Source organism: Saccharopolyspora sp. NPDC000995, assembly GCF_053599315.1.
In genome coordinates, this window is the sequence record NZ_JBSFLZ010000015.1 from 19,018 (window position 1) to 33,518 (window position 14,501).

General features: G+C 67.0%; 15 protein-coding genes and 1 pseudogene. 14 read left to right on the forward strand and 2 right to left on the reverse strand.

Translation table 11 applies throughout. From position 1 onward, the window contains the following. Both ACWDKQ_RS08010 and ACWDKQ_RS08015 read right to left on the reverse strand, forming a co-directional pair. The gene (locus ACWDKQ_RS08010; protein ID WP_450138018.1) at positions 1-1,158 is read right to left on the reverse strand and encodes a thiolase C-terminal domain-containing protein; all 1,158 of its coding nucleotides are present in this window, start codon (positions 1,156-1,158) and stop codon (positions 1-3) included. Then, positions 1,155-3,326, reverse strand: a complete 2,172-nt coding sequence (locus tag ACWDKQ_RS08015; protein ID WP_450138019.1) for an acetate--CoA ligase family protein — start codon at positions 3,324-3,326, stop codon at positions 1,155-1,157. The genes ACWDKQ_RS08010 and ACWDKQ_RS08015 overlap by 4 nt, the downstream gene beginning before the upstream one ends. A 212-nt stretch (positions 3,327-3,538) precedes the next feature. Between ACWDKQ_RS08015 and ACWDKQ_RS08020 the strand changes: the two genes are divergently transcribed. The 14 genes and pseudogenes from ACWDKQ_RS08020 (at position 3,539) to ACWDKQ_RS08085 (ending at position 14,452) form a co-directional block, all read left to right on the forward strand. Then, positions 3,539-4,411, forward strand: coding sequence for a branched-chain amino acid ABC transporter permease (locus ACWDKQ_RS08020; protein ID WP_450138020.1), 873 nt, complete (start codon positions 3,539-3,541; stop codon positions 4,409-4,411). Then, positions 4,408-5,382, forward strand: a complete 975-nt coding sequence (locus ACWDKQ_RS08025; protein ID WP_450138021.1) for a branched-chain amino acid ABC transporter permease — start codon at positions 4,408-4,410, stop codon at positions 5,380-5,382. The genes ACWDKQ_RS08020 and ACWDKQ_RS08025 overlap by 4 nt, the downstream gene beginning before the upstream one ends. An 11-nt stretch (positions 5,383-5,393) precedes the next feature. After that, the gene (locus tag ACWDKQ_RS08030; RefSeq protein WP_450138022.1) at positions 5,394-6,170 is read left to right on the forward strand and encodes an ABC transporter ATP-binding protein; all 777 of its coding nucleotides are present in this window, start codon (positions 5,394-5,396) and stop codon (positions 6,168-6,170) included. Positions 6,171-6,186: 16 nt separating this feature from the next. Continuing rightward, positions 6,187-6,915, forward strand: coding sequence for an ABC transporter ATP-binding protein (locus ACWDKQ_RS08035; RefSeq protein ID WP_450138023.1), 729 nt, complete (start codon positions 6,187-6,189; stop codon positions 6,913-6,915). Positions 6,916-6,933: 18 nt separating this feature from the next. Beyond that, positions 6,934-8,127: an ABC transporter substrate-binding protein gene (locus ACWDKQ_RS08040; RefSeq protein ID WP_450138024.1), complete on the forward strand. Its 1,194-nt coding sequence runs from the start codon at positions 6,934-6,936 to the stop codon at positions 8,125-8,127. Then, a pseudogene (locus ACWDKQ_RS08045) lies at positions 8,117-8,260 on the forward strand (zinc ribbon domain-containing protein); the annotation flags it as partial. The gene ACWDKQ_RS08040 and the pseudogene ACWDKQ_RS08045, both read left to right, overlap by 11 nt. A gap of 39 nt (positions 8,261-8,299) precedes the next feature. Beyond that, complete coding sequence (locus ACWDKQ_RS08050; protein ID WP_450138069.1) at positions 8,300-8,563, forward strand: Zn-ribbon domain-containing OB-fold protein; 264 nt, start codon at positions 8,300-8,302, stop codon at positions 8,561-8,563. Positions 8,564-8,591: 28 nt separating this feature from the next. Further along, on the forward strand, positions 8,592-9,305 hold the full coding sequence (locus ACWDKQ_RS08055) for an SDR family NAD(P)-dependent oxidoreductase (protein WP_450138025.1): 714 nt from the start codon (positions 8,592-8,594) through the stop codon (positions 9,303-9,305). 11 nt (positions 9,306-9,316) lie between these two features. Next, positions 9,317-10,240, forward strand: coding sequence for a cyclase family protein (locus ACWDKQ_RS08060; RefSeq protein ID WP_450138026.1), 924 nt, complete (start codon positions 9,317-9,319; stop codon positions 10,238-10,240). Positions 10,241-10,290: 50 nt separating this feature from the next. Continuing rightward, positions 10,291-11,067, forward strand: coding sequence for an SDR family oxidoreductase (locus tag ACWDKQ_RS08065; protein ID WP_450138027.1), 777 nt, complete (start codon positions 10,291-10,293; stop codon positions 11,065-11,067). After that, a complete protein-coding gene (locus tag ACWDKQ_RS08070) occupies positions 11,064-11,972 on the forward strand; it encodes an SDR family oxidoreductase (protein ID WP_450138028.1) in 909 nt (302 codons plus the stop codon). Before ACWDKQ_RS08065 ends, ACWDKQ_RS08070 begins: the two co-directional genes overlap by 4 nt. Next, on the forward strand, positions 11,972-12,721 hold the full coding sequence (locus tag ACWDKQ_RS08075; protein WP_450138029.1) for an enoyl-CoA hydratase family protein: 750 nt from the start codon (positions 11,972-11,974) through the stop codon (positions 12,719-12,721). Before ACWDKQ_RS08070 ends, ACWDKQ_RS08075 begins: the two co-directional genes overlap by 1 nt. Beyond that, complete coding sequence (locus ACWDKQ_RS08080) at positions 12,721-13,584, forward strand: CoA transferase subunit A (RefSeq protein ID WP_450138030.1); 864 nt, start codon at positions 12,721-12,723, stop codon at positions 13,582-13,584. The genes ACWDKQ_RS08075 and ACWDKQ_RS08080 overlap by 1 nt, the downstream gene beginning before the upstream one ends. A gap of 136 nt (positions 13,585-13,720) precedes the next feature. Next, positions 13,721-14,452 carry a CoA-transferase subunit beta gene (locus tag ACWDKQ_RS08085; RefSeq protein ID WP_450138031.1) on the forward strand — a complete coding sequence of 244 codons (732 nt, stop codon included), beginning with the start codon at positions 13,721-13,723 and terminating at the stop codon, positions 14,450-14,452. Positions 14,453-14,501: the final 49 nt, after the last annotated feature.

Genomic DNA, 14,501 nt, shown 5'->3' on the forward strand with positions numbered 1-14,501 from the left:
TCACGCCGAGGTGAGGACCGCAGCGCTGCCGTGGCTGCCGCCGAATCCGGTGCACAGGGCAGCGCCGGGTGAGGCGACCTGGTGGGTGCCGTCACCGCGGAGTTGGCGGACCGCTTCGACGATGTTGTTGAGTCCGTGCACGTACCCCTCGGACAGCAGACCGCCGTGCGGATTCACCGGCAGTGATCCACTGGGCAGTGTTTCGCCCGCACGGACGAAGGCGCCGGATTCGCCGCGCGGCGCAAGGCCGAAGTCTTCCAATTGCTGGAGGACGATGGGGGAGTAGGCATCGTAGATCAGTGCGAGGTCCACATCGGACGGTGCCATGCCGCTGGCCGTGTAGATCGTCGGCGCTACATAGGCCGAAAACAACGTGCTGACGTTCTCTGCCGTGTCCATAGTGCTTGCCCCAGGGCCGCCGCCGCGAACCACGGCGTGGATACGTGGACTTCCGGGGCGGGAAGAATCCGCAATCGCGGAGCTGGTGACGACCAGTGCTGCCGCGCCATCCGTCTCAAGGCAGCAGTCTGCCCGTCGCAACGGAGTCGCCACGATCGGGCTGGACCGGTAGCCGTCCATGTCGAGCGGCTCGCTCAGCACGGCACTAGGGTTATCCGCGGCGAGTTTTCTGGACTGCAGGACCACGACAGCGAGATCCTCTTCGGACGCCGCGGATTCGTACATCCAGCGCTGCGCCGCGAGCGCGAACAGATGCACCGGTCCGAGCATGCCGTACGGCACCGTGAACTGGCCCTCCGCGCCGGCACCGAGGCTGAGTGCGGCTTGCCCCATTCGCTTGCCGGAGCGGCCATTGAGTGCACGGAATACCAGTACGCTGGAGGCGATACCCGCATCGATCAGCATGGCGGCATCGCCGAGGATCGACGCGGACTGCGTGCCGCCTCCGTAGATCTCGTTCGTCCAGATTCCATCAGGCGTGCCGAGCGCTGTTGCCACTTGGTTGACCGCTGCCGAGTCTCCCAAGTGGTAGCACAGCACCGCGCCGACGTCCCGGGCGCTGAGCCCGGCGTCGGCCAGCGCGGCACGGCAGGCGCTCACCGCAAGACTGAGTTCCGTGCGCCCCGACTTGCGCGAGAGGTCGGTCATGCCGATGCCTGCGATAGCTGCTTTCCCGGAGAATGACTGGAGACCGCTCACGACTTTCTCCGTGCGTCGAACCCTTGGGCAGCCGCGATAGCCGTGGCGGCTTCGTCGAATGAACGGAACACCGGCAGACCCGTGGTCGCCACGAAGTCGGCGAGGGTCGCTGCGTCGCCAGGTGCTGCGATCTCGGAGTTTCGGGTCACCACCGCGATCCGGGTCGGGAAAGCCCGTGAGACAAGATCACTGAGAGCTTCGATCAGTGGTTCCAAACCCGCGGTGCCGTAGTTGTAGTACGCCGCCACATTCACGTGCACCAGGACATCAGCGTAGGACTGGTCGGCGGAATCGAACACGGGAGCCAGTGCGTCGCCGAGCAAGCCTCTGGGCGACACCGGCCCGACCGGTATCTCCAGCGGGTTTGCGACGCTGGTTCCCGCACCATGCCCCATGCTTCGGAGTCGCTCGCGCAGTGCATCGTCGAGCGGCGTGAGGGCGAGGCCGGCGCGATCACAGGCGTCGGTCGCGAGCACCGACGCCCCGCCGCCGAGCCCGATCAACAGCACGCCCGGCGATTCGGCGATGGTTGGCTCGGGATAACGCTGAAGGTAGGCAAGGGATCCGACGAAGTCCTCCAACGTGGACACCGGGGAAACGCCTGTAGCGGCGGCGACCGCTCGCCAGACCTTCGCCTCGCCCGCGAGCGAACCGGTGTGCGAGCTGACGGCGCGTGCCCCCTGGACGCTCGATCCACCGCGCAGCAGAACTACCGGCTTGCGGCCGTCGGCACGGCGGAGCGCCCGCAGCAAGCCCGCGCCGTCACGGGTTCCCTCGAGGTAGACGCCGATCACGGTCGTCTCCGGATCGTCCACCAGCCACTCCAGCAGATCACCATGGGTCACGTCGATCGCGTTGCCGATGCTGGCCACCTTGGCGAACTTCAGGCCGCGTCGGTCGCCAACGGCGACGATGTCCCCGGACAGGCCGCCGCTCTGGGACACCACCGAGACCCCACCGGACACCGTCGGCGACTCGAGCGTGAACGTCTGCCGGCCGGCTGGGCTGAACACGCCGAGGCAGTTCGGTCCGAGCAGGCGGGTCTTCGTGTCGGCCACGGCTGCGACGAGATCGTCCTCCAATGCCGCACCGGCTGCGCTCGCCTCCCGGAATCCACCGCTGATCACCTGGATGAACGGGACGCGTCCGGCGGCCTCGGCGACCACACGCACAGCGCGTTCGGCGGGTAGCGCGACCAGCAGGTAGTCGACGTCGCCGGGTACCTGGCCCACTGCGGGAACCGCGGGTACACCGTCCACTTCGGATGCCGCAGGGTGGATGGCGTACAGTCCGTCGGTCCACCCGGCCGCCCGGTAGGCGGCGAGGAAACGATTGCCGAATCCTGATTTTCCTGCCGACGCCCCGGCCACTGCGATCTGTCGCGGCGCGAACAGGGGGGTGAAGTCGGTACTCGATGTTGGCGATGCTTGCTGCGTTGCCTCCGGTTCGAGGATGAGCCGGGCATCGAGCGCTACGGCGCCGTCGGCGGTCGCCACCACGGGGTTGCACTCGAATTCGGCCAAGGAATCCCCGAATCTGCTCCCCAGGCCACCCTCGCCGGCGACTGCGAGTAGCAGGTTCACCAGGGCGGTACGGTCGGCCGGTGCGTTGCCCCGCGCGCCGTCGAGAAGTGCCGCACCGGGAAATCGCTCGACGAGTTCCTCGGCATCGGCTCGACTGAGTGGGCAGGGGAGCAGCGCGGTCAGGTCGAGCAGCTCGGTCGCGATTCCGCCCAGGCCCAGCAGCACAACATGTCCGAAGGTGGCGTCGCGAACGACGCCCACGATCAATTCCACGCCGCCCGGGTGCTGCTCCTCGGCGAGGTACCCGCGAGGGTTGATGCCTTGATCGTCGAGCCTAGCCGCCATGTTCGTGACGGCTCTCCTGAGTTCGCTGGGTAGCACCCCGAGTTCGACCGCACCCACGTCGCTCTTGTGCAGCAGGCCGGGGCCCCAAGCCTTGAGGACCAACCGGTTCTGTAGCTCGGCGGCGGCTCGCTCGGCGTCCGCCGGCCCGGTGAAGGTCCGCCGGGTGGGGGTGTCGACGGCGTACTCGGCCAGCAGGCTCTTGACGACGTGCTCGGGTAGGGCGAACCGCCTGGTGCCTTGCGCGTCGAGCTCGATGCCGTGCTCCTCGAGCAGGGCGGCTGTCCGTTGGTCGGCAGGCATGAACCACTCCGTTCTGAACCAAGCGATTGCTTGAAAGCTACGCCCACCGGAGGCCGGGCATCAAGTGGTCGGTTGCAGGGGCTGTAGGCGGTCTTGACCGGCTCTTCCTGTGATGCTAGCTTGCCGATGCAACCAAGCACTTGCTTGATAATGGTCGGATTGGGAGAGCCAATGACGCATGCCCAACCGGGGTGTTCGGTCCGGAGTGAACTGTGAGCACCTTTGTCGCGCTGATGGCCAGCGCGCTCGCGTACGGAGCCGTGCTCGCTCTCGCGGCTCTCGGCTTCCTTGTTCTCTACAAGGCAACCGGTGTCATCAACTTCGCCCACGGCGACCTCATCACGCTCGGCGGCTACCTCGCCCTGTGGTTCATCGCGGACCTGCATGCTGCGCCACTGGTGGGGTACCTGGCCGCCATCGCGTTGATGTTCGGCATCGGAGTCGTGCTGGAGCGCGTGGCCTTCGCCCCGCTGCGACGGCGACCTCACCTGACCGTCCTGATCGCGACGCTCGCTGCGGCGCTCGTGCTGCGCGCGGCGATCTCGCTGTGGCAGGGAAGTACTCCGCAGCGGCTGCCGTCTCCGGCCGGTGATGCCGTTCTCACCGTCTTCGGTGCGCCGATCGCGGTGCAGCGGATCGGCATCGTCGTCGTAGCCGGTCTGTGCATCATCGGCGTCGCGCTGTTGTTCGGTCGCACTAGCTTCGGCAGGCAATTGCGGGCCTTGGCCTCGGATCGGATGGCTGCCGAACTCTATGGCGTCAACGCCGGCAGGATCAGCGTCATCGCGTGGGGGGTCTCCGCGGCACTGGCCGCGTTGGCGGGAATCCTCGTCGCCCCTTTGTCCACATTGGACGTCAACTTCGGCTTCGGCGTGATGCTGGCCGCCTTTGCGGCGGCGGTGCTGGGCGGCTTCGGCAGCCTGTGGGGAGCCGCTCTCGGCGGACTGCTGGTCGGGGTGATCCAGCACGTCGTCGGCGGATATGTGCTGCAGGACTACGCCATCGCCCTGCCGTACGTCGCGATGCTCGCGGTCCTCGCACTGCGGCCTCGGGGGCTGCTCGGCAGGGTGGTGACTCGGCTGTGAGCTCCGAGCGGATCAAGCCCGCACTGCTGTACGGACGCGGTCAGTACTGGTGGCTGTTGGGCGTGTCGGGCGTGGTTGTCCTGCTTTGCCTGACCATTTCGTCGAGCAGTGCGCTGAACCTGCTCAACCTGTGGATTGCCTATTCGATCGCCGCGTTGGGCTTCTACTGGATCTTCGCGCTGGGCGGCAGGTTTGCCTTCTGCCAGACCTTCATGATGGCCTTCGGCGGATACACCACCGCGTGGCTGGATCGCCACGAGGTTCCCTTCGCGCTCGCGGTGTTGGGCGCGGTGGCTGCCACGGCCGCGGTCGCCGCGTTGCTCGGCATCATGCTGTGGCGTGCCGAGCATCTGTATTTCGCGCTTGGCACGCTTGCCGTCACCGAGGTCGGCCTCGTCCTGTTCGGTCGCACCAACGCCTTCACGGGAACCAACGGCAACGTGACCGGGATCGGCTACCCGGAGTTCCTCGGAGTTCGGCTGCGAACCGACGCCGAAGTGTTCTGGCTGCTCGCCGCGGTACTGGCGGTGTTGCTTTTGTTGGCCGTGTTCCTCAACCGTTCTCCGGTCAGCCGCGACCTGGCGGCTGCGCGGGAACTGCCGATGGTCGCCCGCAGCGCAGGTGTCGCGGTCGGTCGGCTGCGGCTGGCCATGTTCGTGCTCGGCTCCGCGACCGGCGGCCTATCCGGTGCGCTGATTACGCACTGGCAGGGCTTCATCGGGGTCGATTCGTTCGGCCTCGAACTGGGAATCGGACTGTTCCTGATGGTCATCCTCGGCGGAGTCACCTCGCATTGGGGCGTCCTGATCGGGGCGGGCTTCTACGTTGTCGTTCCCGAACTGCTAGCCGGAGCGCGGCAGTACATGCCGATCGTGTACGGCGCCTTGCTGCTGGTGATCATCCTGGCCTTCCCCGACGGGCTGGCCGGCATCGGAAGGCAGTTGACCGAACTTCGGAGGGCGAGATCATGAACGTGGCGCCCGTGGCTGCAGGGCGGAACCTGCTCGAAGTCGACGGCATCAAGGTCACCTTCGGCGGGGTGCACGCGGTCGAAGGCGTGTCTTTCACGTTGCGCTACGGGGAAATCCTCGGGCTCGTCGGCCCCAATGGCAGCGGAAAGACCACTCTCCTGAACGCGCTGACTGGCGTCGTGCGGGCTGGGGGGACCGTGCGGATCGGCGACCGAGCGGTGGCGCTGGGCAGCCCAGAACCGCCTCGGCGGGCGGGCCTTGCCCGGGTCTACCAAGCGCCGCAACTGGTTGCCGAGCTCACGTGCGTGGAGAACGTGCTGCTAGGGGCGTCGGACCGGCGCGCCCGCGGGCCTATTGCGGCATGGCTAGGCAGGCCACTGATGTGGCGGCACGAACGCGAACGGCTCGACGCAGCCCTGCGGCAGCTCGCCCGAGTCGGGCTCGGTGACCGAGCTCTGGATATGGCCGCCGGGCTGGCTTACGGCGATCAGCGGCTGGTCGAACTCGCCAGGGCATTGGCTGCCGAACCGGTCGTACTGATGCTCGACGAACCGAGCGCCGGCCTCAACGACGCGGAGACGCAGCGTCTGGCCAGCGTGCTCGAAGAGGTCCGCGAAGCCGGGACGGCCTTGCTCGTCGTGGATCACAAGATCGACTTTATCGACTCGCTCTGCGACCAGGTGCTGGTGCTCGAACTGGGCAAGGATATCGCACTGGGCACACCGGGTGAGGTTTGGTCCAACAAGCGGGTGCGGGACGCCTACCTGGGGGTGCGCGGTGCTGCTTGAGCTGCGGGACCTGTATGTGAGTTACGGAACCACCCATGCCGTGCGCGGCCTGGACCTCACCATCGCTGCCGGCGAGGTCGTGTGCCTGCTCGGGCCGAACGGGGCGGGCAAGACCTCCGTCCTGCGCGCCGTATCGGGACTGGTGCCTTACGAAGGCACGATCCGGTTCGACGGCAACGATGTGCGTGGGTGGGGACCGGCGCGGCTGGCGCGGGCCGGGCTGATCCACGTTCCGGAGGGTCGGCACGTGTTCCCGACGCTGTCCGTTCACGAGAACCTGCAGATGGGTGAGGTCGCGCGGGCCGGGCGACCCGCGCGCTACGGCTTCGACGACGTCTACGACCTGTTGCCCGCCCTGCGCCCGCTGCGGCGGCGCAGCGGTTTCGCTCTCTCGGGCGGTGAGCAGCAGATGGTCGCACTAGGCCGAGCATTGATCGCATCACCGCGGCTGTTGCTGCTCGACGAACCATCGCTGGGGCTCGCACCGTCGGTGAACCGCGTGGTCTACGAAGCCTTAAAGGCGATCACTGCGGACATCCGTGTTCTGCTCGTGGAGCAGAAGGCGATCGACGCCCTCGACTTGGCCGGTCGCGGTCTCGTGCTCGTGGCGGGGCAGGAGGTCATGCAGGTCGACTCCGGCCAACTCGCCGACCGGCAGGCGATGCTGGCCAGCTATCTCGGCCAGCGGGACGCGCAGCCGGACGAAGTCCGCACGGCCGCGGCCAGATCTCAGCGAAGTTCCTAGCCTGCAAAGGAGCAGACGATGGTGGCATACCGTGTCCGCCGTGCGGTCGTCGCAGTGGTGAGCAGCGCCGGCCTGGTGCTGACCGCAGCCTGCGGTGCGCAGTCGGGGCAGACGGGCGATGTGGAGCAGGCGCACATCGCCGGTCTGATCGAGGTTCGTGGCGACTCGCCCGTTGCGCTGGACGACTACAACAACGGGGTGCAGCTTGCCGTCGACGAGATCAACGGCGCCGGCGGGGTACTGGGCAAGCCGCTGAAGTACACCCGCATCCCGGCCTCGGTGACCGACCCGCAGGCTGCGCGCTCCGCGTTTCTCCGTGCGGCGGATCTCAGCCCCAGCGCGATCGTGGGATTTCCCGGTGGCGGCTCCCTGGAGGCGTTGACCCGGGACGTTGATGGCGCCGGGATACCGCTGGTGCACCTCAGCAGCGACGGCAAGATCGCGCGCGGCGCCGAGGCAGGCAGCGAATGGTTGTTCTCGGTCAATCCCGACGACACGGCACGCGCCGCGAACGCCGTTGCGCTCGCGAAGAAGTTGGGTGCCAAGCGGATCGGAATCCTGGCCACCGACGAGACCTTCGGTCGAGTGTCCACAGAGAACTCCGTAGCCGCCGTCAAAGCCGCCGGACTGGAATTGGGCACCGTGCGCTACGTTCCGCCGACAGCGACTGACCTGACGGGGGCGCTGCTCGATTTGCGCGACTCGGACGCGATTCTGTCGTGGACGTTCCCGAACGTCTTGGCCCTGCAGCTCAACCAGATGATGCAGAACGGACTGAGCACGCCGGTCATCAGCGGTAACTCGGGACCTCTGGTAGCGGCCAACAACCTCGCGGTCGGACCTGCGGTGCAGAACCTGTATGCCGTGACTCCATGCGCGCCGGCCGTCGGGACATCTCAAAAGGGCCGGGATTTCGCCGCCGCATACCAGACCAAGTACGGGAAAACGCCTACAGCGTCGGCGACTCAGGCGTACGACGCAGTGCGCGTCCTCGCCGCCGCCATGCAGCGCGCAGGCACGGTAAGCGACCACGCCAAGATCGGCCAGGCGCTGCGGGAGCAGGAGTGGAATGACGGAGCCTGCGCCGCCGCCTACCGCTCCGACGGCGCGCAGTTCCTTGGCCACCAGATGGTGGCGGAGGCCTTCAACGGCGGCGGATCGATCGTCGAGACCTACGAGGTGCCCGCATTGGAGGCGAGTGGTGGGCGGTGATCTCAGGGTTGCCCCCGTTCCAACTGCATTGACCGAGCCGTACTGGACCGCGGCGCGTCGTGGCGAGCTGGTGTTGCAGCGATGCTTCGACTGCCGCGCGTTCACGCATCTTCCGGCAGAGGAGTGCCGTTTCTGCGGCAGCGGACGACGTGCGTTCGAGGCGGTGTCAGGCTTGGGCTTGGTTGAAACCTTCAGCGTCGCGCACCGGACGTTCGCGCCGGGCTTCGCCCAGCGCGTGCCGTACGTGATCGCGTGGATCGCTCTCGACGAGCAGCCAGCCCTGCGGGTGTTCGGCAATGTGCTCGACATACCCGTCGACGACGTGAGAATCGGCCTGCGGGTAGAGGTGATGTTCGAGGAGATCGAGGGATTCGGGCCGGTGCCCAACTTCCGGCCTGCCCGCGAGGAACGATTCGGGGTGCGCCGTGCCGAGTGAGGACGTGCTCAAAGGAAAGCGGGCGCTGGTGACCGGCGGCGCGAGTGGGATCGGCGCGGCGATCGCCGCGGAGTTGTCCGTGTTGGGAGCCTCGGTCGTGATCGCCGACATCGATACCGAGGGCGCCCGTGCTGTCGCCACTGAATTGCCGAAGGGCAGTGCTGTCAGGGTGAATCTCGACGACGCCGACAGCATCGAGGCTTGTATCCAGACGGTGCTGACCGACCATGCCGGCATCGACATCCTGGTGAACAACGCCGGGCTCAGCTTGGTCGAGCGCTTCCTAGACAGCGATCCAGGAGGCTGGGACCGCATGTGGCGGATCAACCTGCGTGCGCCCATGCGGCTCGCGCAGGCGTTGATCCCCGGGATGATCGAGAACGAATGGGGGCGGCTGCTGTTCATCTCGACCGATGGGGCCAGAGCCGGGGCCGGCGGCGAGAGCATCTATGCCGCGTGCAAGGCGGGGTTGTTCGGGCTGGCCAAGACCTTGGCGAGGGAAACGGCACGGTACGGGATCACCAGCAATGTCGTCTGTCCCGGCCTGGTCGACACGCCCATGCTGCGCAACCATGCCGAGCGCAACCCCAAGATGATGGACACGTTGCTGAAGAGCATTCCCCTGCGGCGAACGGGCACGGCGGATGAGGTAGCCGCTTACGTCGGGTTCCTAGCCGGTCCCAGGGCGGGCTACATCACCGGGCAGACGCTGAGCGTTTCCGGTGGGGTGACGATGAATTGAGCGAGGATGCGATGACCGAGCCGTTCGGGAACTGGGGCCGCTGGGGTACGCACGACGAGCGGGGCGCGGCAAACCTGCTGACTCCGGAGGTGGTGCTTCGAGCCGCGTCCGTCGTTCGGGAAGGCCGGGTACTGGCACTGGCGATGCCCATTCGGGGCGCGACTTCCAACGGCGGGGCCCAGCGGGTGCCGCACTTGGCCGGGCGTCCGCTCCCGCAGCATTACATGTCCGTCGACGGTGGCGACTATGCGGCGGGAGCACGCAAGATCAAGGGCGAAATGTCCGTCGCGGACGATGCGCTCCTCATCTCTCCACATGGGACGACGACCCACATCGACGCGCTGGCACACATGTGGCGCAACGACCAGCTTTTCAACGGACAGTCGGCAGACCGCGTTCGCAGCTACGGTGCGACACGGTGCGGGATCGACAAGCTCGGCGTGATCGTGACTCGCGGCGTGCTGCTCGACGTGGCGGGCTATTTGCAGGTGGACCACGTCGATCCTACGACTGTGATCGACGACGAGCTGCTCGCCGCCTGTGCGGAAGCGGCGGGCGTGCGACCGCGCAGCGGTGATGTCGTGCTGGTGCGTACTGGTTGGCCACGGGTGTTCGAGGCCGACCCGCGGTGTTACCAAGGCGCCCAGCCCGGTATTGCCTACTCGGCAGGACGCTGGCTGGTGGAGAGCGACGTCGTGGCGATCGGTTGTGACAACGTGGCGGTCGGTGCCATCGGCGACGACGGCCTCTTCGCGGGAACCGTGGACGAGGACATCCACTTGCTCACCCTGTGGCAGCACGGGGTCTACCTGATGGAAATGATGTTCCTGGACGAGCTGGCGTCGACCGGGCGGAGCGAGTTCCTTTTCATCGCGGCCCCACTGCCGATCGACGGTGGTACCGCCAGCCCCCTGAACCCTTTGGCCGTGCTGTAGCCTGCACATCGGCCTTCCTAAACCAAGCGATTGCTTGGTATCGTGAACTGATGAGCTGGTCAGGCAAGGTGGTGCTGGTCACCGGTGGCGTGCGTGGGGTGGGAGCCGGAATCGTCCGCGCTTTCCTCGATTCGGGCGCCACCGTGGTGGCCTGTGCGAGGAACGAGCCGGACGCGCTGGTGTCCTCGGGTGACCGCCGGGCGGGTTTCCTGCCGTGCGACGTGCGGGTCCCCGAGCAGGTGCGCGAACTCGTGGACAGGATTGTCAGCCTGCATGGTCGCCTCGACGTGCTGGTCAACAACGCGGGCGGAAGCCCGTACGCGTTGGCCGCCGAGGCGCCGCCGCGCTTTCACGACAAGATCGTGCAGCTGAACCTGCTGGCCCCGCTGCTGGTGGCCCGGCATGCCAACGCCGTGATGCAACGGCAAGACAGCGGTGGCTCGATCGTGATGGTCAGCAGTGTCAGCGGTACCCGACCGTCGCCTGGCACGGCGGCGTACGGGGCGGCGAAAGCCGGGCTCGACAACCTGACGGCGACTCTCGCGGTCGAGTGGGCGCCGAAAGTACGCGTCAACGCCCTGAACGTCGGCATGGTCCGTACCGAGCAGGCCGAACTGCACTACGGCAGTGCCGAGGGAGTCGAGGCCGTGGGCAAGACCGTGCCGCTCGGACGCCTCGCCGAGCCCGATGAAGTGGGCGCATGCGCGGTGTTCCTGGCTTCGGCGAGCGCTTCCTACGTCACCGGAGCAACGCTGCTCGTCCACGGCGGGGGCGAGAGGCCCGCGTTCCTAGCCGCCGCCGACGTCAACCAAAAGGAGGGGCATTGAGCAAGTTGTGCCGAGACAGGGTCGTGATCGTCACGGGAGCCGGCCGCGGGATCGGTCGCGCGCACGCCCTCGCATTCGCGGCCGAGGGCGCGTTGGTCGTCGTTAACGACGTCGGCGTCGCGCTGGACGGATCCGACAGCGGCGAGGGACCCGCTGCGCAGGTGGTCGCGGAGATCGAAGCGGCGGGAGGCAAAGCCGTCGCCAACAACGACGACGTCGCGGATTTCACGGGCGCGCGAGAGTTGATCAACACCGCGCTGGAGCACTTCGGCCGTCTCGACGTGCTGGTCAACAACGCGGGTTTCGTCCGCGACCGAATGCTGGTCAACCTCGGCGAAGACGAATGGGACGCGGTGATCCGCGTGCATCTCAAGGGCCATTTCGCGCCGCTGCGGCACGCTGCGGATTACTGGCGCGCGGAGGCGAAAGCGGGGCGGGCGCGCCGGGCGAGAGTGATCAACACCAGCTCGGGCGCGCGCCTGCTGGGCAGCGTCGGACAAGCAAACTACTCGGCGGCCAAAGCAGGCATCGCCGGCCTGACAGTGGTCGCCGCCGCCGAGTTGGCGCGCTACGGCGTAACGGTCAACGCGATCGCGCCTGCTGCCCGCACTCGCATGACCGAAGAGGTCTTCGCCGACACGATGGCCCGGCCGGAGAACGGGTTCGACGTGATGGCACCGGAGAACGTCTCGCCGTTGGTCGTCTGGCTGGGCAGCGAGGAGTCCGACGAGGTCACAGGCCGGGTGTTCGAGGTCGAGGGCGGCAAGGTCTCGGTGGCGCAGTCGTGGCGGCACGGGCCTGCCGAATACAAGGGCGAGCGCTGGCAGCCCGCCGAACTCGGGCCGGTGGTCGCGAAACTGCTCGCCGAGGGACCTGCACCCGAACCCGTTTACGGAGCGAGCTGATGCCAATTATCACCACCAGGCGGGAGGAATCCATCGAGGTCGTCGCCGTCGACTACCCGCCCGTCAACGCGTTGCCGGTGCAAGGCTGGTTCGACCTGGCCGAAGCGATCAAGCGCGCGGGAGACGATCCCAGCGTGCGTGCCGTGGTACTACGCGCCGAGGGCCGTGGTTTCAACGCCGGCGTGGACATCAAGGAAATCCAGCGCTGCAACGGATACGAGGCGCTGGTGGGGGCGAACCGCGGTTGCTACGCGGCGTTCGCCGCGGTGTACGACTGCGCGGTGCCGGTTATCGCCGCAGTGCACGGCTTCTGCATGGGCGGCGGGATCGGACTGGTGGGCAACGCGGATGCGGTTCTGGCATCCGAGGATGCGACATTCGGCCTGCCCGAGGTGGAACGCGGCGCGCTGGGTGCCGCCACGCACTTGGCGCGTCTCGTCCCGCAGCACTTGATGCGCACGCTGTACTTCACCGCTCGCACCATCAGCGCCGGCGAACTGCACGCCTGCGGCTCGGTGTACCAAGTGGTTCCACGCGACGAGCTCGACGAAGCGGCAATGGCCGTGGCCCGGGACATCGCGCAGAAGGATCCTCGTGTGATCCGAGCAGCCAAAGAAGCCCTCAACGGCATCGACATCCAGAACGTGCACCGCAGCTACCGGTTCGAGCAGGGCTTCACCTTCGAACTCAACCTGCTGGGCGCGGCTGATGAGGCCAGAGACGCATTTCTCAAGGACAAGGCGAAGTGATGGCTGACAAGAGGATGACCGCCGATGAGGTGGTGTCCGAGCTCTCGGACGGGATGACGATCGGGATCGGCGGGTGGGGGTCGCGGCGCAAACCGATGGCCTTGGTGCGCGCGATCCTCCGATCGCAGGTGAAGGACCTGACGGTGGTTTCTTACGGCGGCCCGGACGTGGGGTTGCTGTGCGCCGCGGGCAAGGTCCGCCGGGTCGTCTTCGGTTTCGTGACGCTCGACTCGATCTCCTTGGACCCCTGGTTCGGCCGGGCACGCGAGACCGGACAGGTCGCGGTCACCGAGTACGACGAGGGGATGTTCTGCGCGGCGCTGTCCGCCGCCGCGCAGCGGTTGCCATTCCTGCCCACCCGCGCGGGCCTGGGCTCCGACGTGGTGCACGTGAACCCCGGACTGAAGACCGTGCGTTCGCCTTATGACGATGGTGAGGAGCTGATCGCCGTGCCGGCGCAGCACCTCGACGTGGCCCTGGTCCACCTCAATCGTGCAGACGCGCGAGGGAATGCGCAGTATCTCGGCCCGGACCCCTACTTCGACGATCTATTCTGCATGGCGGCGAGAAAACGGTTCGTATCGGCGGAGCAGGTCGTCGACACCACGGAGCTGGCCGCCGCCGGTCATGTGCAGTCGCTGCTGCTCAACCGGAGCAACGTCGATGGCGTGGTGGAAGCACCGCGCGGTGCACATTTCACGACGGCGGTCCCGGACTACGGCCGGGATGAGAGTTTCCAGCGGCACTACGTGGAGTGCGCGAAGGACCTGGACCGATGGCCTTCCTTCGTCGATCGGTTCCTGACCGGGGATGAGGAAACCTATCTGTCTGAGGTGGACAGATTTGACGAGGAGGTGGCGTGAGTAGCCCTGTGTCAACCCCAGTCCTCCTCAACCGTACCCCAGGGGACCGTGACGTAAGCCAGCCACAAGAAACCGCGAAACGCGAGATTGGGCTGGACGCAACCACCACTGTGAATCGCGGAGAGGCGGACCAGTCATGAGCGCGACGAGGGCGGAGATCGCGGTCGTGGCGGTCGCCGAGTTGTTCCGGGGTGACGGGGAAATCCTGGCCAGCCCGATGGGATTGATTCCTTCGATCGGCGCGAAACTCGCACGCCTGACCTTCGAACCGGATCTGCTGATGTCCGACGGCGAGGCGTATCTGCTCACCAGCGGTGGCGGAATCGAAGGGTGGCAGCCGTTCCGCAAGATGCTGGACACGATCGTCCCGCACGGCCGGCGCCACGTGGTGATGGGCGCCAGCCAGCTCGACCGGTTCGGCAACCAGAACATCTCCGTGATTGGAAAGCATGCCCGTCCGGCCAAGCAGCTGCTCGGGGTCCGTGGTGCGCCGGGCAACACCGTCAACCACCGCACGAGCTACTGGGTGCCCAGGCACAACAAGCGTGTGTTCGTGAACTCAGTGGACGTCGTGTCCGGGGTCGGGTACGACAACGCCGCAAAGGCCGGCCCATCAGCCCAGCGGTTCCACGACGTGCACCGCGTGGTCACCAACCTCGGCGTGTTCGACTTCGCCGGCCCCGACCACTCGATGCGCGCGGTCAGCCTGCACCCCGGGGTCGAGCCGGCACAGGTGCAAGCGGCGACCTCTTTCGAGCTCGACCTCACCTCGGCCGGCGTCACGAGGGAACCCACATCGGAGGAGCTGCGCCTCATCCGGGAAGTCATCGACCCTAAGTCGCTGCGTGACAAGGAAGTTCCGGCATGATGGTCCGGCTTCGCCGGGGACCGATGGCCGCTGGAGATCACCTCCAGCG